Source organism: Schumannella luteola, assembly GCF_013408685.1.
In the GTDB taxonomy this organism is placed as follows: domain Bacteria; phylum Actinomycetota; class Actinomycetes; order Actinomycetales; family Microbacteriaceae; genus Schumannella; species Schumannella luteola.
In genome coordinates this window covers 3,663,947-3,681,532 of sequence record NZ_JACBZY010000001.1, presented here as the reverse complement: position 1 = coordinate 3,681,532, position 17,586 = coordinate 3,663,947, and the positions used below count along the sequence as shown (strand labels likewise).

The 17,586-nt window shown below is 72.8% G+C and carries 20 protein-coding genes; 18 read left to right on the top strand and 2 right to left on the bottom strand.

What is annotated here, in order from left to right:
• From BJ979_RS16915 to BJ979_RS16845, 15 genes are all read left to right on the top strand, one after another.
• The gene (locus BJ979_RS16915; protein ID WP_179569721.1) at positions 1-162 is read left to right on the top strand and encodes a hypothetical protein; all 162 of its coding nucleotides are present in this window, start codon (positions 1-3) and stop codon (positions 160-162) included.
• The gene (locus BJ979_RS16910) at positions 162-1,799 is read left to right on the top strand and encodes a GMC family oxidoreductase (RefSeq protein WP_179569719.1); all 1,638 of its coding nucleotides are present in this window, start codon (positions 162-164) and stop codon (positions 1,797-1,799) included. Before BJ979_RS16915 ends, BJ979_RS16910 begins: the two co-directional genes overlap by 1 nt.
• Positions 1,799-2,353: a hypothetical protein gene (locus BJ979_RS16905; protein ID WP_179569717.1), complete on the top strand. Its 555-nt coding sequence runs from the start codon at positions 1,799-1,801 to the stop codon at positions 2,351-2,353. The genes BJ979_RS16910 and BJ979_RS16905 overlap by 1 nt, the downstream gene beginning before the upstream one ends.
• A complete protein-coding gene (locus BJ979_RS16900; protein WP_179569715.1) occupies positions 2,350-3,927 on the top strand; it encodes a sugar ABC transporter ATP-binding protein in 1,578 nt (525 codons plus the stop codon). Before BJ979_RS16905 ends, BJ979_RS16900 begins: the two co-directional genes overlap by 4 nt.
• Positions 3,920-4,933, top strand: coding sequence for an ABC transporter permease subunit (locus BJ979_RS16895; RefSeq protein WP_218853520.1), 1,014 nt, complete (start codon positions 3,920-3,922; stop codon positions 4,931-4,933). The genes BJ979_RS16900 and BJ979_RS16895 overlap by 8 nt, the downstream gene beginning before the upstream one ends.
• 10 nt (positions 4,934-4,943) lie before the next feature.
• The gene (locus BJ979_RS16890) at positions 4,944-5,504 is read left to right on the top strand and encodes a gluconate 2-dehydrogenase subunit 3 family protein (protein WP_179569713.1); all 561 of its coding nucleotides are present in this window, start codon (positions 4,944-4,946) and stop codon (positions 5,502-5,504) included.
• The gene (locus BJ979_RS16885; protein WP_179569711.1) at positions 5,501-7,123 is read left to right on the top strand and encodes an FAD-dependent oxidoreductase; all 1,623 of its coding nucleotides are present in this window, start codon (positions 5,501-5,503) and stop codon (positions 7,121-7,123) included. The genes BJ979_RS16890 and BJ979_RS16885 overlap by 4 nt, the downstream gene beginning before the upstream one ends.
• Complete coding sequence (locus tag BJ979_RS16880) at positions 7,113-7,994, top strand: N-acyl homoserine lactonase family protein (RefSeq protein WP_179569709.1); 882 nt, start codon at positions 7,113-7,115, stop codon at positions 7,992-7,994. Before BJ979_RS16885 ends, BJ979_RS16880 begins: the two co-directional genes overlap by 11 nt.
• Positions 7,981-8,829, top strand: coding sequence for an SDR family NAD(P)-dependent oxidoreductase (locus BJ979_RS16875; protein WP_179569707.1), 849 nt, complete (start codon positions 7,981-7,983; stop codon positions 8,827-8,829). Before BJ979_RS16880 ends, BJ979_RS16875 begins: the two co-directional genes overlap by 14 nt.
• A complete protein-coding gene (locus tag BJ979_RS16870) occupies positions 8,826-9,782 on the top strand; it encodes an NAD(P)-dependent oxidoreductase (protein WP_179569705.1) in 957 nt (318 codons plus the stop codon). The genes BJ979_RS16875 and BJ979_RS16870 overlap by 4 nt, the downstream gene beginning before the upstream one ends.
• Positions 9,779-10,183 carry a cupin domain-containing protein gene (locus BJ979_RS16865; protein ID WP_179569703.1) on the top strand — a complete coding sequence of 135 codons (405 nt, stop codon included), beginning with the start codon at positions 9,779-9,781 and terminating at the stop codon, positions 10,181-10,183. Before BJ979_RS16870 ends, BJ979_RS16865 begins: the two co-directional genes overlap by 4 nt.
• On the top strand, positions 10,180-10,647 hold the full coding sequence (gene pcaC / locus BJ979_RS16860; RefSeq protein WP_179569701.1) for a 4-carboxymuconolactone decarboxylase: 468 nt from the start codon (positions 10,180-10,182) through the stop codon (positions 10,645-10,647). The genes BJ979_RS16865 and pcaC overlap by 4 nt, the downstream gene beginning before the upstream one ends.
• Positions 10,640-11,545, top strand: coding sequence for an NAD(P)-binding domain-containing protein (locus BJ979_RS16855; protein ID WP_218853519.1), 906 nt, complete (start codon positions 10,640-10,642; stop codon positions 11,543-11,545). The genes pcaC and BJ979_RS16855 overlap by 8 nt, the downstream gene beginning before the upstream one ends.
• A gap of 49 nt (positions 11,546-11,594) precedes the next feature.
• Complete coding sequence (locus tag BJ979_RS16850; RefSeq protein WP_179569697.1) at positions 11,595-12,302, top strand: GntR family transcriptional regulator; 708 nt, start codon at positions 11,595-11,597, stop codon at positions 12,300-12,302.
• Between the two features lie 135 nt (positions 12,303-12,437).
• Positions 12,438-13,205: a hypothetical protein gene (locus BJ979_RS16845; protein ID WP_179569695.1), complete on the top strand. Its 768-nt coding sequence runs from the start codon at positions 12,438-12,440 to the stop codon at positions 13,203-13,205.
• Between the two features lie 104 nt (positions 13,206-13,309).
• Here BJ979_RS16845 and BJ979_RS16840 read toward each other — a convergent pair whose 3' ends face one another.
• Positions 13,310-14,146 (bottom strand): SDR family NAD(P)-dependent oxidoreductase, encoded by an 837-nt coding sequence (locus BJ979_RS16840; RefSeq protein WP_179569693.1) that lies wholly within the window; start codon positions 14,144-14,146, stop codon positions 13,310-13,312.
• A gap of 150 nt (positions 14,147-14,296) precedes the next feature.
• Here BJ979_RS16840 and BJ979_RS16835 point away from each other — a divergent pair, with 150 nt between their 5' ends.
• The gene (locus tag BJ979_RS16835) at positions 14,297-15,343 is read left to right on the top strand and encodes an AraC family transcriptional regulator (protein WP_343046749.1); all 1,047 of its coding nucleotides are present in this window, start codon (positions 14,297-14,299) and stop codon (positions 15,341-15,343) included.
• 69 nt (positions 15,344-15,412) lie between these two features.
• Here the strand turns inward: BJ979_RS16835 and BJ979_RS16830 are convergent, their stop codons facing one another.
• The gene (locus tag BJ979_RS16830) at positions 15,413-15,712 is read right to left on the bottom strand and encodes a DUF1905 domain-containing protein (RefSeq protein ID WP_179569691.1); all 300 of its coding nucleotides are present in this window, start codon (positions 15,710-15,712) and stop codon (positions 15,413-15,415) included.
• 187 nt (positions 15,713-15,899) lie between these two features.
• Between BJ979_RS16830 and BJ979_RS16825 the strand changes: the two genes are divergently transcribed.
• Positions 15,900-16,526 carry a sigma-70 RNA polymerase sigma factor region 4 domain-containing protein gene (locus BJ979_RS16825; protein ID WP_179569689.1) on the top strand — a complete coding sequence of 209 codons (627 nt, stop codon included), beginning with the start codon at positions 15,900-15,902 and terminating at the stop codon, positions 16,524-16,526.
• The gene (locus tag BJ979_RS16820) at positions 16,523-17,431 is read left to right on the top strand and encodes a hypothetical protein (RefSeq protein WP_179569687.1); all 909 of its coding nucleotides are present in this window, start codon (positions 16,523-16,525) and stop codon (positions 17,429-17,431) included. Before BJ979_RS16825 ends, BJ979_RS16820 begins: the two co-directional genes overlap by 4 nt.
• The last annotated feature ends 155 nt before the right edge of the window (positions 17,432-17,586 follow it).

Below are 17,586 nucleotides of genomic sequence, written 5' to 3'. Positions count from 1 at the left end.
ATGCTCATCCACCTCCGCCCCGGGCGCACCAGCTCGACCCGCACCACCAGCTCGACCCGCACCACCGGATCCACCAGCACCTCCCGTTACACCGACCGCTCACCACCCGCGAAGGTCACCGAAATGCAGCGCCGCATCCTCAGCCCGAAGGCAGCCCTCTGATGGCCGCCAGCAACCTCACCGCCCCCGCCGTGCGCGGCGAGCGCGCCGACGTCGTCATCGTCGGAGCCGGCCCCGCCGGAGCCGTCGCCGCCAAGCGCTACGCCGAGGCCGGCTTCCGTGTCGTCTGCCTCGAGCAGGGCACCTGGCCCGACTACTCCACCTCGCACGTCGCCGACGAGTACCTCGAGCTCAGCGCCGGCAAGCAGTGGAACCCGCTGCCGAAGGTGCGCCAGGCGCCCGCCGACTACCCCATCGACACGAGCGAGTCGGATGTCGACCCGCTGATCTGGAACGGCGTCGGCGGCAGCGCGGTCATGTACGCGGGCATCTGGATGCGCCTCATGCCCTCCGACTTCCGCGTGCGCACCCTCGACGGCGTCGCCGACGACTGGCCCTTCAGCTACGAGGACCTCGCGCCCTACTACGACCGCATCGAGGCCGACTTCGGCGTCTCGGGCCACCCCGGCGACACCGCCTTCCCCGACATCACCTCCTACCCGATGAAGCCGGGTCCGATGGGCCAGGCGGGCCGCATGATGGCCGCCGCCCACGACCGTCTCGGCTGGCACTGGTGGCCGGGCAGCAACGCCATCGCGACCGAGGACTACCGCAACCAGGGCGCCTGCACGCAGCGCGGCGCGTGCATGTGGGGCTGCCCGAACCACTCCAAGGGCTCGCCGGATGTGACGCACTGGCCCGACGCGCTCAAGCTCGGCGTGCAGCTCATCACGGGCGCGACCGTCAGCAGGGTCGAGGTGGATGCGCGCGGCCGCGCCACCGGCGTCGTCTACCTCAAGGACGGCGTGGAGCGCCGGCAGGAGGCCGACGTGGTCGTGCTCGCCGCCAACGGCGTCGGCACCCCGCGCCTGCTGCAGATGTCGGCCGACAGACGCAACCCGAACGGCCTCGCCAACTCGTCGGGCCTCGTCGGCAAGCGCCTGATGATGCACCCCTTCGCCACGGTCGTCGGCGTCTTCGACGAGAAGTTCGACCCGTGGAAGAGCGTGTGGGGTCAGCCGATCTACTCGCTCGAGTTCTACGAGACCGTGCGCAGCCGCGGCTTCGTGCGCGGCGCGAAGTGGAACGTGACGCCGACCGGCGGGCCGCAGGCCATGACCGCGGCCTTCCCCTGGGGCGGCAAGCCGATCTGGGGTGACGACTTCCACCGCACGGTCGCCGACCGGCTCGGCCACTCGGTCGCCTGGGGCATCGTCGCCGAAGACCTGCCCGAAGAGCACAACCGCATCGAGCTCGACACGAGCCGCACCGACAACGTCGGCCTGCCCGCGGCGAAGATGATCTACACCACCTCGCAGAACACGAAGGACCTGCTGGCCTTCAACGTCGAGCGCGCGACCGAGTCGCTCGTCGAGGCGGGCGCGAAGGAGACCATCGTCGCGCCGATGATCCGCGAGACCGGCTGGCACATCCTCGGCACCGCCACCATGGGCGTCGACCCGAGCGCCTCGGTCGTCGACGAGTGGGGCCGCAGCCACGACATCCCGAATCTGATCATCGTCGACGGCAGCACCTGGCCGACCTCGTCGGGCATGAACCCGACGCCGACCATCGCCGCCTTCGCGCTGCGCGCCACCGAGCACGCGATCGCCGAGCGCCGTCAGCAGGAGGTGGCCTGATGTCGTACCAGCTGCCCGCCAGCGAGCTGCCGCCGCTGACCGACGCCGAGCGCGAGCTGCTCGGCCGCGTCGCGGATGTGCTCATCCCCGCCGGAACCGGCGTCGACGGCGTCGACATGCCGACCGGCTCGGCGGGGCACGTCGCCTCGACCGGCATCGACCGGGTGCTCTCGGTGCGCCCCGACCTGCTCGCGCCGGTGCGCGCGGCGCTCGGCGACCTGGCCGCGCGCGAAGCCGACGGCCGGGCCCTGCCCGCCGACTTCGCGAGCCTCGCCGCAGCCCCGCCCGCCGACTTCCCGGCGCTCGCCGACGCGATCACCGCCGCCTACTTCCTCGACGCCGACGTCGCGCGTCGCGTGGGCTACGAGAAGCGCAGCGTCATCCCGATCGTCTTCGACGACGACCTGGATGCGGTCACGAGCGCCGTGCGCGCCCGCGGCGCGATCTACCGGGCGACGCCGGACACGGCGCCGCTGCCGATCGGCACGGCCCCGGCCATCGAGAACACCGGCGCCGACAGCAGCGGCGCCGACAGCACGGAGGTCTCCGCATGAGCGCCGCATCCACCCCCGCGATCGTCGTCGACGGGGTCGTCAAGACCTACGGCGGCGTGCGCGCCCTCAAGGGCGTCGACCTGACGATCCCCGCCGGCACCGTCGAGGCCCTCGTCGGCGCGAACGGCGCCGGCAAGTCGACGCTGATCGGCGTGCTCACCGGCCGCGTCGCCGCGACCGAGGGCACCGTCACGATCGGCGGCGTGCAGCCGAAGCCGGGCGAGCCGACCGCGTCGCGCGCCGCCGGTCTCGTCGCGATCTACCAGGAGCTGACGATCGTGCCCGGCCTCAGCGCCGAAGACAACGTCTTCCTCGGCATGACGCCCTCCTCGGCCGGCGTCGTGCGCAGCCGCGAGATCCACCGCCGCTACCTCGAGCTGTGCAGCCGTCTCGGCGTGCGCATCGACGGCAAGCAGATGGCGCGCCGGCTCTCGGTGGCCGACCAGCAGATCCTCGAGATCATGCGCGCCCTCGTCGCCGAGGCCAAGATCATCCTGCTCGACGAGCCCACCGCGGCCCTCAGCGACACCGAGCGGGTCGCGCTCGTGCGGCTCGTCAAGGAGCTGCGCAGCCAGGGCGTGACCATGATCTTCGTCTCGCACAACCTCGAAGAGGTGCTCGACGTCGCCGACCACGTCACCGTGCTGCGCGACGGCCGCGTCGTGCAGCAGGGCCCGGTCGCCGAATGGGACCGCACCCGCATCGTCGACGAGATGCTCGGCGAGGCCGGCGGCCTGGTGAAGGCCGAGCTCGCCGGCGACGTCGACGAGAACGGCGTCGACACGAGCGTCACGGTGCACGAGCGCCGCGACGACCAGCCGCTCATCGCGACCGGCATCTCGCTGCCCGGACTGCTCTACGACATCGACATCGACGTGCGCCCCGGCGAGATCGTCGGCCTCGGCGGACTCGTCGGCAGCGGCCGCACGACCCTGCTGCGCTGCCTGGCCGGCCTCGAGCCGAAATCCACGGGCACGCTGCGCATCGGCGGCAGCGAGGTGCGCTGGCCGAAGACGCCGCGCGCCGCGCTCGACGCGGGCGTCGCGCTCATCCCCGAAGACCGCAAGAACCAGGGCCTCGTGCTCGGGATGACGGCCGCCGAGAACATCGCCATCGCGCGCTACTCGAAGGTCGCCACCGCGGGGGTCATGTCGACCGCGCAGCTCAAGGCCCGCACGGCCGAGCTCGTGGCCGAGTTCGGCTTCGACCCGGCCCGCCTCGGGGCGAAGGCCGGCACGCTCTCGGGCGGCAACCAGCAGAAGCTGCTGCTCGCCCGCTGGCGCTTCCTCGCGCCGAAGATCCTGCTCGCCGACGAGCCCACCCGCGGCGTCGACGTCGGCGCCAAGGAGGAGATCCTCAAGGCGCTCCGCCGCTTCGCCGCCGACGGCATCGGCGTCATCATCGCCTCCTCCGAGCTCGAGGAGGTGAGTGCGGTCGCCGACCGCATCATCGTGCTGCGCGACGGTCGCGCGGTCGACGAGCTCGTCCGCGGCACGGACCCCGTGCACGTCGACGCCATCCTGGCCGCCGCATTCGGCGAGGGCCACCACGACAAGGAGGCCACCGGTGCCTGAGACCAAGATGGCCGAGTCGGCCACCGTCGCGCTGAACATGACCGAGCCGCCGGTCGAGCGCCGCTCGGCGAAGAAGATCGCGAGCCACGTCTTCCTGCACTTCGGCATGGTGTGGGTGCTGATCCTCGTGATCATCGGCGCCCAGGTCATCTACCCGGGCTTCCTCGACCCGGGCAATCTGAGCCAGATCCTGTCGCAGAACGCGCCGCTCGGCATCATCGCCGTCGGCATGACCATGGTCATGATCGCGGGCGGCTTCGACCTCTCGGTCGGCGCGATCTACGCCGCCACCGCGGTGCTCTACGCCGACATGGCCAACAAGCTGCCGCTGCCGGCGGCCGTGCTGATCGCGCTCATCCTCGGTCTCGCGATGGGCCTCGTGAACGGCCTGCTCGTCACCAAGCTCAAGGTCAACGCCTTCGTCGCGACCCTCGGAACCTCCTCGGTGTTCGGCGGCGGCGCGTACATCTACTCGCAGTCGACCCCGATCGTCGTCAACAAGGAGGGCTTCGAAGAGCTCGGCCTCGGCAGCTTCCTCGGCGTGCCGAACGCGACCTGGCTGTTCATCGTCGTCTTCATCCTCGGCGCGTTCATCCTCAGCCGCACCGTCTACGGCAAGTCGCTCTACGCGATCGGCGGCAACCAGGAGGCCGCGCGTCTCGCCGGCATCCGCGTCGACCGGCTGCGCATCATCACCTACACGGTCGTCGGCATCTGCTCGGCGATCGGCGGGCTCATCATCGCCTCGCGCGTCGGGGTCGGCCAGGCCGACCTCGGCGGCACGATCGCGCTCGACTCGATCGCGGTGGTCGTCATCGGCGGCACCTCGCTGTTCGGCGGCGAGGGCGCCATGTGGCGCACCGGCATCGGACTGCTGATCATCGCCTGCATCACCAACGTCTCCGACTCGATCGGACTCGACACCAACAGCCAGGCCGTCATGAAGGGCGCGATCATCGTCTTCGCGGTGGCCCTCGACGCCTACAGCCGGCGACGGAACGGATAAGGGGACCGTCATGGCATTCGACTCCCGCGGCGGCGCCGACACGCACCGCCGCTTCGAGAAGCTCATGGGGCGCACCTACGTCGCCCCCGGCGAGCACGGCATCCGCGTGCTCGACCCGCGCCGCCAGGCGACCCTGACCGCCTGGGTCGGCCGCCTCATCCCCGGCGACGCGCACTGGCCGAACGCGGCCGAGCTCGACACGGTCGAGTACGTGGATGCGGTGGTCTTCACCGCCCCGACGCTGCGCCCGCTGCTGCTCGCCGCGCTCGACCGCGCCGACGTCGTCGCGCGCGCCGAGCACGGCGACGCCCTGGCCGGGCTCGAGCCGGCCCAGGTCGTCGCCGTGCTGCAGGCGCTCGAGACCGACCCGGCCACGGCCGAGGCCTTCGCCCTCGTGCTCGAGCTGACCTACGAGGCCTACTACCGGCACGAGCGCGTGCTCGCGGTGGTCGCCGAGCGCACCGGCTTCGACATCGGCCGCACGGTGAACGGAGCGCCCCTCGCGCCGTTCCCGGTCGAGCGCCTCGACGGCGTGAAGCAGCTGCCCGTCAACGTGCGAGCGGCCTCGTGAGCGCCGCGCAGAGCGCGGGCGGCGCTGCCGGCGCCATCCCCGAGGCCGAGGTGCTGGTCATCGGCGCCGGCGCGGCCGGCGCGGCCGTCGCCTGGAGCCTCGCGCGCCGCGGCGTGCAGGTCGTCTGTCTCGAGCAGGGCGACTGGATCGACGACGCCGACATCCCCAAGGCGCACCGCGACTGGGAGGTGCGCGGCCGGCACTACTGGAACGCGAGCCCCGGCAAGCGCCGCGGCCCCGCCGACTACCCGGTGACGAACCTCGGCGAGAACCCGGTCGACGTGTACATGTACTCGGCCGTCGGCGGCAGCGCCGTCGGCTACGGCGGCCACTTCTGGCGCCTCATGCCGAGCGACTTCAAGACGCAGAGCCTCGACGGCTTCGGCGTCGACTGGCCGATCGACTACGAGGATCTCGTGCCCTACTACGAGGTCAACGAGCAGCAGATGGGCGTCAGCGGCCTCGCCGGCGACCCCACCGCCCCCGACCGCCACGGCCTCGCCCTGCCGCCCGTTCCGATCGGCACGATCGGCAACAAGTGGATCGACGGCTTCGAGAAGCTCGGCTGGTACTACTGGGCGCAGTCGCAGGCGATCCTCTCGGTCGACCACAAGGGCCGCACGGCCTGCGTGAACCGCGGCTTCTGCGCCTTCGGCTGCCCGAGCGGCGCGCTGTCGCTGCCGTCGAACACCTACTGGCCCGAGGCCCTGGATGCCGGCGCCCACCTGGTGACGAGCGCCCGCGTGCGCGAGGTGACGGTCGACGACGACGGCCAGGCCGACGGCGCCGTGTACTACGACGCCGACGGCACGGTGCGCACGATCCGCGCGAAGACGGTCGTGATCTGCGGCAACGGCATCGGCACGCCGCGCCTGCTGCTCATGTCGACCTCCGAGCGCTTCCCGAACGGCCTGGCGAACAGCAGCGGACAGGTCGGCAGGAACTTCCTGCCGCACGTGCAGACCATGGTCATCGCGCATTTCCCCGATCGCACCGACGCCGACCGCGGCGCCTGGGGCGGAACGGTCTCGTCGCGGCACTTCTACGAGACCGACCCCGACAACGACCACCTGCGCGGCTTCGCGATGGTCGCCATGCGCGGCTACTCCCCGCTCAACACGGCGCTGCAGACGGCGCCGTGGGGCGAAGGCCACCACGCGGCGCTCGAGCACCACCTCAACCACGAGGCCACGATCTGGGTGTGCGGCGACGACGAGCCCGAGGCGCACAACCGCGTCGAGCTCGACTGGGACGACCTGGATGCCTTCGGCCTGCCGGGCGTGAAGACCTACTACACGCTCAGCGAGAACTCGAAGAAGCTCGGCGCCCACGGCATCCAGCGCGCCACCGAGCTCGCCTACGCCGCCGGCGCCGACTCGGTGCGCGTGCTCGGCTTCGACAGCATCCTCGGCTGGCACCTGCTCGGCACCGCCCGCATGGGCTCCGACCCGGCCGACTCGGTCGTCGACGCCGACCACCAGGCGCACGACGTGCCCGGGCTGTTCATCGTCGACGGGTCGAGCTTCGCCACCGGCGCCGCCGTCAACCCGACCCACACCATCCAGGCCCTCGCCCTGCGGGCGGCCGACCGCATCTGGGAGCTGCGCCATGCCGAGTGAGCAGAAGCACCTCTGGCAGGTGACGATCGTGCGCTACGGCACACGGCACGCCACCCGCGAGGGCGTCTACCTCAACTACCCCCTCTACGGCGAGCCCGACGGCGACCTGGAGATGGACTACTTCTTCTGGGTGCTGCGCGACGGCGAGCGCGAGATCGTCGTCGACACCGGCTTCTCGCGCCTCGGCGGCGACAACCGCCAGCGCACCTTCCTGCTCGAGCCGCACGAGGCGTTCGCTCTGGCGGAGGTCGATCCGGCCACGGCGCCCGAGGTGATCCTCACGCACGGGCACTTCGACCACATCGGCAACATCGCGCTGTTCGAGAACGCGCGCTTCCTGCTGGCGCGCAAGGAGTTCGACTTCTGGACGGGCCCGAACGGCCACCAGACGCTCTTCCACCACTCGGTGGAGGACACGGAGATCGCCGCCCTCGTCGCCGCGCGCGACGCCGGCCGCATCGACTTCTTCGGCGGCGAGCTCGACTACGCCCCGGGCGTGCGCGTCATCGAGGTCGGTGGCCACACGCCCGGCCAGGCGATGGTGCTCGTCGACACGAGCGAGGGCACCGTGCTGCTCGCCAGCGACGCCGTGCACTACTACGAGGAGTACGAGCGCGACATGCCGTTCACCTCGGTCGCCGAGCTGCCGGCCATGTACGACGCATTCCGGCTCATCCGCGACGCCCTCGCCTCGGGCGAGGTCGCGCACGTCGTCACCGGGCACGACCCGTCGACGCTCGACCGCTTCCCGCGGGCCGCCGGCGCGCTCGGCGAGCACGCGAGCGTCATCGGCGAGCTGCCCGCGACCTCGGCGGCGCCCGCCGCCGACATCCACCCCGATCAGAAGGGAGCAGCGGATGCGCTTCGCTGATCGCACCGCCGTCGTCACGGGAGCGGGCAGCGGCCTCGGCCGCGCCAGCGCCCAGCGACTCGCCGCGGAGGGAGCCCGCGTCGTCGCGGTCGACCTCGACGGCGCCGCCGTCGACGAGCTCGTCGGCGCGCTGCCGACCGACGCCATCGCCGTCACCGCCGACATCTCCACCGAGGAGGGCGTCGACGCCTACATCGAGGCCGGGCTGAAGGCCTTCGGCGGGATCGACCTGCACCACCTCAACGCCGGCATCTTCGGAGGCTTCACCCCGCTGCCCGACCTCGAGGTCGCCGACTTCGAGAAGGTCATGGCGGTCAACGTGCGCGGCCAGTTCCTCGGGCTGCGCGCCGCGTTCCGCGAGTTCCGCCGCACCCAGACGCGCGGCACGATCGCCGTCACCGCGAGCATCGCCAGCCTCACCGGCAGCGCCGACCTGCTGCCCTACGTGACCAGCAAGCACGCCGTCGTCGGGCTCATCCACGGCGCCGCCATGTACGGCGGGCCGCTCGGCATCCGCGTCAACGGCGTCGCCCCCGGCATCGTGCCGACCGAGCTGTTCGCGGCCGCCGCCGGCACCTCCGGCGGCAAGAACGACATGGAGCGCCGCGCCGAGACCACTCCGCTGCGCAGGGCCGGACGTCCCGAGGAGATCGCCGGCGTCGTCGCGTTCCTGCTCAGCGACGACTCGGCCTACGTGACCGGACAGGTCGTCTCCGCCGACGGCGGCGCGACCATCGTCAACACCGTGCGCCCCTCCGGAGGAGCGGGCGCCTGGGACTACGCCGCTGTCGACACCGCGCTCTACGGCGACGACTGGAAGGGGGCCGCGGAATGAGCGAGCTGAGAGTCGGATTCATCGGGCTCGGCAACATGGGCGGGCGCATGACGGGCTCGCTGCTGCGCGGCGGGGTCGACGTGCTCGGCTTCGACGCCCAGCAGGCCAACCTCGACGCCTCGGGGGCCACGGCCGCGGCGTCGGGCGCCCAGGTGACGCGCGAGTCGGATGTCGTGCTGCTGTCGCTGCCGAACAGCCGCATCGTCGAGGCGGTCGTGCTCGGCGACGACGGCGTGCTGGCGAACGTGCACGAGGGCCAGGTCGTCGTCGATCTCTCGACGGCCGCCCCCGCATCCACCCGCGCGATCGCCGAGAAGCTCGCCGCGAAGGGCGCGCACTACCTCGACGCCGGCATCTCGGGCGGTGCCGCGGCGGCCGAGAAGGGCACGCTCACGCTCATGGTGGGCGGCGACGCCGACGCCCTCGAGCGCATCCAGCCGGTGCTCGCGCACATCGCGACGACGGTCGTGCACATGGGCGCGAGCGGCTCGGGCCACGTGACGAAGCTGCTCAACAACTTCCTCAATGCCGTCGCCCTCTCGGCCACGGCCGAGGTCATGGTGGCCGGCAAGAAGGCCGGACTCGACCTGGATGCGCTGCTCGAGGTGCTCAACGCGAGCTCGGGCGTCAACTTCGCCACCCTCAACCGCTTCCCGAAGATCGTGCACGGCGACTACCTGAAGGGCGGCCTGACGAACACGCTGATGATGAAGGACGTGCAGCTCTACACCGAGCTGATCGCCGACCTCGGCGTCGCCGGCCTGCACGCCTCCGGCCCCGTCGCCGCCTTCGGGCTCGCGATCGCCAGCGGCCGCGCCGACGAGATCAGCAACACGGTCGTGGATGCGATCGGCGACGTCTCCGGGGGCGTGCGGCTGCACCTGCCGCTGCCGGGCGCCGACACCGCACCCGTCGATGCCGCCGCACCCGCTGCCGAGGAGGGCAACCGATGAAGCACATCCCCGCCGACCGCCGCGCCGGACTCGGCGCCAAGTCGGGATCCCGGTTCACCGGCCAGGTCGACAACTTCATGACCATGGCCGGCACCGACGGCGTGACGATCAACGACGTCAGCTTCCGCCCCGGCGCGCGCACCCACTGGCACCACCACAGCCAGGGCCAGATCCTCTTCGTCACCTCCGGCCGCGGACTCACCCAGGTCGCCGACGGGCCCGTCGTCGAGCTGCTGCCCGGCGACGTCGTCTGGGTCGCACCCGGCGAGGAGCACTGGCACGGCGCCGCCCCCGACTCCTTCATGACCCACACCGCCGTGTCGCTCGGCCCGACCGTCTGGGCTGATGCCGTCGACGACGCCGACTACACGACCGAACCCCAGCGAACGGACGCAGCATGAGCCCCGACGACACCCACGCCGACACCTACGAGGCCGGCCTGCAGCTGCGCCGCGAGGTGCTCGGTCACGCGCACGTCGAGCGCTCGCTCGGTCAGGTCACCGAGTTCTCGCGCCCGATCCAGGAGCTCGTCACCGAGTACTGCTGGGGCGCCGTCTGGACTCGCGAGGGACTGCCCCGCGAGACCCGCAGCCTCATCAACCTGGCGATGCTCACGGCGCTCAACCGCACCCACGAGCTGGGCGTGCACGTGCGCGGCGCGATCAACAACGGCGTCTCGGTGCAGGAGATCCAGGAGGTGCTCATGCAGACCGCGATCTACGTGGGCGTGCCCGCCGCGCTCGAGTCGTTCCGCGTGGCCGAGCGCGTCATCACCGAGATGAAGGCGGCGGCCGCGGAGGCGGCTGCGACGGATGAGGCGACGACGGCGTCGGCGCCCGGCGAGACGGCGGCGACCCGTGCCTGAGAAGCCGACCGTCGCCGTCATCGGCCTCGGCAACATGGGCTTCCCCATGCTGTCGCGGCTGGCCGACGCCGGATTCCCCGTGCGCGGCTTCGACGTCGCGCCCGGCGCGGTCGAGCGCGTCGCCGCGATCGGGGCGACCGGATGCGCGACCGCGGCCGAGGCGGTGACCGGGTCCGAGGTCGTGCTGCTCATGCTGCCGAACTCGGCCATCGTGACCGCGGTCGTCGACGAACTGCTCGGCGCGGGCGTGGATTCGGGTTCCGCGCTCGCGCCGGGCACGCTGCTGCTCGACATGAGCTCGTCGGAGCCGCTCGCCACGCAGGCCCTCGCCGAGCGACTGGCCGGTCACGGCATCCCGCTCGTCGACGCGCCCGTCTCGGGCGGGGTGAAGGGCGCCGAGCGCGGCACCCTCGCGATCATGGCCGGCGGCGAGCCCGCCGAGGTCGACCGCGCCGAGGTCGTGCTGAGCGTGCTCGGCAAGGTCACCCGCACCGGTGCGGTCGGCTCCGGCCACGCCCTGAAGGCCCTCAACAACCTGCTCTCCGCCACCCATCTGTGGGCGACGAGCGAGGTCATGATCGCCGGCCAGCGCTTCGGGCTCGACCCCGAGATCATGCTCGCGGTGTTCAACGCCGCCAGCGGACGCAGCGGTTCGACCGACAACAAGTGGCCCAACTTCATCCTGCCCGGCGGCTACGACTCGGGCTTCGGCCTGCGGCTCATGCTCAAGGACATGCGCATCGCGCAGGGGCTGACCGAGTCGACCGGCGCCTACCACCGACTCGCCGACGAGGCCGTGGCCCACTGGGCCGAGGCCGCCGACGCGCTCGAGCCCACCGCCGACCACACCGAGGTCGCTCGATGGATCGCGGACGCCGCTGCCGCGGCACAGGACTGAGGGAGGCTAGATTGCCCAACAGCATCACTCACCCGAATCGAGCACGTCCATGACCCCCGTCAACTCGCTCGTCATCTCCGGCCTCGAGCCGGTGGGACGCGTCGCGGCGCCGCTGCGCGAGCAGGTCATCGGGCGTCTGCGTCAGGCGATCCGCGACTTCGAGCTGCAGCCGGGGCAGCGCCTGGTCGAGCGCGAGCTGATGGAGTGGCTCGGCGTCTCGCGCACGACCGTGCGCGAGGCGATACGCGAGCTCGCCACCGAGGGACTCGTCACCGTCGTGCCGCAGAAGGGCGCGGTCGTCTCGGCACCGTCGCTCACCGAGGCCGAAGACCTCTACGAGGTGCGCGCCGGGCTCGAGTCGCTCATCGTGCGCCGCTTCGTCGAGCGCGCCACCGACGCGCAGGTCGACCGTCTCGTCGCCACCGTCGACGACCTCGACGAGGTCACCAACGAGCACACGACCATCCGCGAGCTGCTCAAGGCGAAAGACGACTTCTACGTCGTGCTCGTCGAGGGCGCCGGCAGCGCCGCGCTGCAGCAGCTGCTCGAGAGCATCCAGGTGCGCGTGCAGGCGCTGCGGGCCACCTCCCTGTCGGAGAAGGGGCGTCCGCTGCAGGTCGTACGCGAGCTGCGCGGCATCGTCGAGGCGATCCAGCGCCGCGACGACGAGACCGCGTCGGCGCTCTGCGCCGCGCACGTGCGCACGGCGGCCCGCACCGCTCTCGCGCACCTGCGCGCCGAAGAGGCCGGGCGGTGACGGGCGGGCCCGTCGCCGCCGTCCCCGCCGTTCGGAGCGCCCGTGGCAGAACGGCAGCCTGGATGCGGCGACGAGATCGCTGATCGACAGGGGACGTGGCGGCGGCCAGAAGCCTCTGTTACCCTCGACGGCTGCATGACCTTCTCCTCTTCTCGACTCAGTGACGGCCGTTCCCGGTCCGCTTCGTCGACCCCGCAGGTCGCGCCGGACGCACCCCGCGTCGGAGGTGCTCCGCACGTCTCGCTGCGCCGCCGCGCCATGGTCGAGGTGCTGATGGGGGCCGCGCTCGTGGCCAGCCTCACCGTCACCCCGGCGGTCGGGGCCCACGCCGCGGCGAAGCACGTGACCGTCGCCCCCGGCACGCCGGCCGCGATCGCGCAGGGCGACATCCGCTCGACCGACGAGCTCAAGGCCGCGCTCACCGTCGACGGCGACGTGCAGGCGAACGATGTCTCCCGCGACGTCGTCATGGCGACCGCCGGCATCGACACCCTCAAGCAGAGCGGCACGAACGCCGACTGGGCGAAGATGGTGCTGCTCTTCGGCGGCTGGCAGCAGACCGACGCGAACGTGACCGTGATGCTGCGCTGGATGCGCCAGGAGAACGGCACCGACAACTGGTGGAACCGCAACAACCCGCTCAACAACGGCCTCGGCTCGGGCGGCGGATCCGGTCTCGGCAGCTACGTCAGCCTCGTCGAGGCGGCCCGCTACTGCGCCGAGAACATCCAGAGCGGCCGCTACCCGGGCATCGTCGCCGGCATGGAGTCGGGCGCCTCGGCCGACGTGACCGCCGCCGCGATCTGGGCCTCGCCGTGGGCCTCGAGTCATTACGCCAACGGCGCGCACTGGAGCACCCGCCCCGTCGACGTCGTCAAGGCGCCGGTCGCCGCCTGGGGCTGAGCCGATCGCGCTGAGCCGATCGCGCTGAGCCGCGCATCCACCCGCTCGCACCGGAGCGAGGGATGCGCGACCTCTGCGGCATCGGGCACGTGCCGTACTCCGGCTCAGCCGAGCCGCGTCGCCGCGATCCCGCCGTCGACGTCGAGCGAGATGCCGTGCACGGCGGCGGCCTCGTCGGAGGCGAGCCAGCGCACGGCGTAGGCGATCTCGATCGGCTGCACCGCACGGCCCAGCACCGTGCCCTTCGTCATCTCGGGCATGATCGCGGCCGAGGAGGCGTTGCCGGGTGTCGCTGTCGCTCCCGGTGCGACGCCGTTCACGCGGATCCCGCGAGGACCGAACTCGGCCGCCCACGCGCGCGTCAGCTGCTCGATCGCGGCCTCGGTCGCCGGATAGATCGCCTTGTAGGGCACGCCGACCCGCGCCATCCACGACCCCGTGTTGACGATCACACCGTGTCCGCGCTCGACCATGCCGGGCGCGAGGGCCGCCACGAGCGCGTGCGGAGCGCGGATGTTCGTGTTCAGCAGCGCCGCCAGGGCGTCGTCGGCGAGATCGGGGGTCGGTCCGCCGGGGTAGACGCCGGCGTTGTTGACGAGGATGTCGACCCGGCCGCCCAGGGCCGCCTCGGCGCGGGCGGCGGCGGCGCGCAGCTCTGCGGGCTCCGCCGTGAGATCGGCCTCGACGGCGACGGCCTCGCCGCCGGCCGCGGTGATCGCGTCGACCACGCGCTCGAGGCGCGCCGTGTCGCGGCCGCTGACGGCGACGCGGGCGCCGGAGGCGGCGAGCACGCGGGCGATCGCCTCGCCGATGCCGCTCGACGAGCCGGTGACGAGGGCGGTGCGCCCCGCGAGGCGCGCGTCACGGGGGAGCGCGTCGAGGCCGGCGGCGGGGTCGTGGACGTAGGCGGGGGTCGGGGCGGATGCGGTCGTGTCGCTCATCGGGTGTCCTCTTTCTGCGAGCTGTTCGGTCATCCGACTCTCGTCGTCGGCGCCGGTGCGCGATTGCCCGATCACGTCAGGTCGTTGCCGATCCTCGGCGGGAGGGGGCTCAGTCGACGGCGAAGGCGGCGGCGGTGCTTGACTGATCGCGTGAGTGATCGACAGCACCCCGACGACGACGGCATCCGCGTCATCGGCTCGGCGGACGATTCCGACGCCGCCGAGCGCGCGCTCGACCCCGCGACCCGCGCGAGGCTCGACCGCGCGGCCGATCTCGCCGGGCGCCGCCGCCACAGCCCGCACGCCGCCGCGCTCGGACTGCGGCTCTCGGGCGTCGACCGCCCCACCGGGCTGCTGCCGCAGACCTACCCGCCCTCGCTCTCGCTCGCGCTGCGCGGGCGCAAGCGCTCGATCATCGGCGCGCACGACGCGATCTGGGGGCGCGAGCGCTTCCTCGTCACCCCGGTCGATCTGCCGGTCGTCGCCGGGGTCGTCGAGGCGCCGGACGGGGACTTCCGCTCGGTCATGTGGCGGCTCGATCCGCTCGTGATCGCCGAGGTCGCGCCGCTCGTCGCGACCAGTGCGACCAGCTCCGGCGCCGCAGCATCCTCTCCGCTCGCCGACCGCGGCGCGCCCGACCGCCTCGGCACCTGGACCCCCGAGCTCGCCGACGCCGTCGCCCGGCTGCTCGGCCTGCTCGATCGGCCCGAGGACATCCCGGTGCTCGCCCCGCTGCTCGCCCGTGAGGTCGTGCTGCGCCTGCTGCAGAGCGACCAGGCCCCGCGCATCCTCGCCGCCGGCGCCACGCCCGACGCCGACACGGTCAGCCGCGCCGTCGCCCTCATCGTCGACGAGCTCGCCCGGCCGTGGTCGCTCGACGAGCTCGCGGCCCGGGTCGGGGTCAGCGCCTCGACACTGGGGCGGCGCTTCGGCACGGTGACGGGGATGTCGCCGCTGCAGTACCAGAAGCGCACCCGGCTGGGCGAGGCGCGACGGCGCATGATCGTGCGCGGCGAGACCGCGGCCGAGGCGGCGTCGGCGGTCGGCTACCGCAGCGCCTCGCACTTCTCGCGCGACTACCGCGCCGCCTACCGGGAAGCGCCCGGGCGGGACGCGGTGCGGGCGCGAGAGCTGCTCGCGGCGATCCCGCGTGACGGTCTCGACGAGGCCGACTGGGCGGGGCTCAGCACGGCGTGAGCCGCCGATGGCAGGGATCACCGGGGTCCCGGGGATCGAGTCGGATCGGCCGACGACCGCCCGCGACGATCAGGCGTCGAGGATCGTGAGGTGCACGGTCGTCGTGTCGCCGATCTCGAGCCCGTGCTTGCGGCGCACCTGCCCCTTGATCGGCAGCGAGTAGCTGTCGTCGCCGTCGGGGAAGATCGAGGTGCGCCAGCGCGTCGCGCCGATCATCACCTCCACCCGGATCGACCCGAATCCGCGCGGCGGCAGCACCTCGGCGAGCTCCCGGATCTCGATCGACGCCTCGGGCGGCACGCTCACGAATCCCCAGTCCTCGCGCCGCACCTCCCACCGCCAGAGCTGCGCCTCGAACTCGAGTTCCATGCTGCCGAGTCTCGCATCCGCCTCCGACGCGCACCCGGTCGACCGCTCGGCAGGGAGCCGTCCGGCGGGATCCACGAAAACGTTCGGGGTGATATTCGCTCACCCGACTTGCCTGCACCCCCGAACAGGGGGCACGATTCACTCATCCCGGAGGCGACCCGAATGCGGCCGGGCCAGAAGGATGCCCGTGCCCGCGTTCACCACCCTCGACTTCGACGAGTTCCTCGACGCCGACTTCGGTCGTGCCGTCAGCGCCGTCGGCGTGATCACGGGCGACACCGGTCTCGCGCGGCAGGCCGTGGAAGACGTTCTCGTCGGCCTCGTGCAGCGGCCTCCCGCGCGGGTCATCGAGAACCGCATCGCCTGGGTCGTCGTGGTCGCGAGCGAGCGGGCCGAGAAGCTGGCGCGCGAACGACGGAGAGCGGCGCGGGGTGCGGAGACCGCCGACGACCTGAGCGACGCGCACGCCGAGGGTGAAGCGGATGCCGGGCAGCCCGTCGGGGAGTCGGCCTCGGCCGATCCGGCGCTGGTGATCCAGTCGCAGATGCTGCAGCGGATGCGCGGCCTGCCGCTGCGGGCCCGCCAGGTCGGCGTGCTCAGCTACCAGCTCGGGCTCTCGATCGAGCGGATCGGCGAAGGGCTCGGGGTTCCCGCGCCGGTCGTCTCGCAGGAGCTGCAGCGGATGCGCTCGGCCGTCTTCCCGCCGCGCGTCGCGACTAGTGCGCCGGCATCGGCATCGGCATCGGCATCGGCTTCGCCCTCCGCATCAGCCGCACCGTCCTCCGCCCGTGGCCACCGCGAGGCGGCGGCATGATCGTCAGCAACGACGAGCACCTGCGGCGGGCGCTCGCCCGTGCGGGCGCGGCGATCGCCGGAACGGCCGAGGCCGAGCCCCGGCGCGAGCTGCTGCTCGAGCGCATCGCCGACGGCGATCAGGGCGCGGGCGGGGGAGCGATCCCTCTCGGCTGGCGGCGTCGCCGGTCGCGTCCGCTGATGCTCTCCACCGCCCTCGCCGCGACCCTGCTGCTCGGCAGCGGCGCGGCCGTCGCGGCCCTCGGGCCGGGCAGCGTCGGACGCATCACAGCCCTCCCGTCACAGGGCGTCGCCGGCGAGAGCGTTCAGGCGGCGGCCGATCCGGAGAGCGTGATCCCGGGTGCCCTGCCGGCCCCGGGCGAACTGCCGGCGGTCCCCGGTCTCACGGCGCCGATCTGGCCGGGCACGCCGTGGGGCGACGCGGCAGGCGGGCGCGGCGCATCCGGATCGGGTCGGGCCGCAGCCGACGGAGCGACCGCGGGCGGTGCCGGTGGCGGAGCGACGGGGACGACGCCCTCGACCCGACCGAGCACGCCGGCGACGACTGCTCCGGGAACCGGGTCCGGCGGGACCGGGCCCGGGGGCACCAGCGGCGGCACCGGTGGAACCGGCTCGGGAGGCACCGGGACGGGTGGAACCGGTACCGGCGGAACCGGCACTGGCGGAACCGGCACCGGGGGCACGGGATCCGGCGGATCCACCGGGACCCCCGGGGACTCGGGCGGCGGCACGGGGACCGACCCGGGCGCACCCGGCGACACCGGCGGCGGAACGACTCCGGGCGACGGCACGGGAACCGGGGGAACCGGCGGTGGTGGAACCGGCACCGGCGGCGGCACCCCCGGCGAGACCCCGATCACGCCCACCCCGCCCGACCCGGCCGCGGCAGCTGCAGCCGCAGCCTGATCTCCGCATCCGGAGCCGTCCGCAGCGGTGACGCCGTGTTACCGCCGGGCGTCTGCCCGACCGGCACCCCCGGATAGCCTGCGGTGATGCTCGTGCGCCACCACCACCCGCACCTCCGCGCCCGTCACGCCATGCCCGGCCTCCCGACCGGAAGG

Excerpts from the sequence above, each read along its gene's own strand:
- BJ979_RS16900 (WP_179569715.1), top strand. The coding sequence starts at position 2,350 with ATGAGCGCCGCATCCACCCCCGCGATCGTCGTCGACGGGGTCGTCAAG.
- BJ979_RS16870 (WP_179569705.1), top strand. The coding sequence starts at position 8,826 with ATGAGCGAGCTGAGAGTCGGATTCATCGGGCTCGGCAACATGGGCGGG.
- BJ979_RS16820 (WP_179569687.1), top strand. The coding sequence starts at position 16,523 with ATGATCGTCAGCAACGACGAGCACCTGCGGCGGGCGCTCGCCCGTGCG.
- pcaC (WP_179569701.1), top strand. The coding sequence starts at position 10,180 with ATGAGCCCCGACGACACCCACGCCGACACCTACGAGGCCGGCCTGCAG.
- BJ979_RS16865 (WP_179569703.1), top strand. The coding sequence starts at position 9,779 with ATGAAGCACATCCCCGCCGACCGCCGCGCCGGACTCGGCGCCAAGTCG.
- BJ979_RS16910 (WP_179569719.1), top strand. The coding sequence starts at position 162 with ATGGCCGCCAGCAACCTCACCGCCCCCGCCGTGCGCGGCGAGCGCGCC.
- BJ979_RS16840 (WP_179569693.1), bottom strand. The coding sequence starts at position 14,146 with ATGAGCGACACGACCGCATCCGCCCCGACCCCCGCCTACGTCCACGAC.
- BJ979_RS16890 (WP_179569713.1), top strand. The coding sequence starts at position 4,944 with ATGGCATTCGACTCCCGCGGCGGCGCCGACACGCACCGCCGCTTCGAG.
- BJ979_RS16845 (WP_179569695.1), top strand. The coding sequence starts at position 12,438 with ATGACCTTCTCCTCTTCTCGACTCAGTGACGGCCGTTCCCGGTCCGCT.
- BJ979_RS16880 (WP_179569709.1), top strand. The coding sequence starts at position 7,113 with ATGCCGAGTGAGCAGAAGCACCTCTGGCAGGTGACGATCGTGCGCTAC.
- BJ979_RS16850 (WP_179569697.1), top strand. The coding sequence starts at position 11,595 with ATGACCCCCGTCAACTCGCTCGTCATCTCCGGCCTCGAGCCGGTGGGA.
- BJ979_RS16905 (WP_179569717.1), top strand. The coding sequence starts at position 1,799 with ATGTCGTACCAGCTGCCCGCCAGCGAGCTGCCGCCGCTGACCGACGCC.
- BJ979_RS16875 (WP_179569707.1), top strand. The coding sequence starts at position 7,981 with ATGCGCTTCGCTGATCGCACCGCCGTCGTCACGGGAGCGGGCAGCGGC.
- BJ979_RS16830 (WP_179569691.1), bottom strand. The coding sequence starts at position 15,712 with ATGGAACTCGAGTTCGAGGCGCAGCTCTGGCGGTGGGAGGTGCGGCGC.
- BJ979_RS16915 (WP_179569721.1), top strand. The coding sequence starts at position 1 with ATGCTCATCCACCTCCGCCCCGGGCGCACCAGCTCGACCCGCACCACC.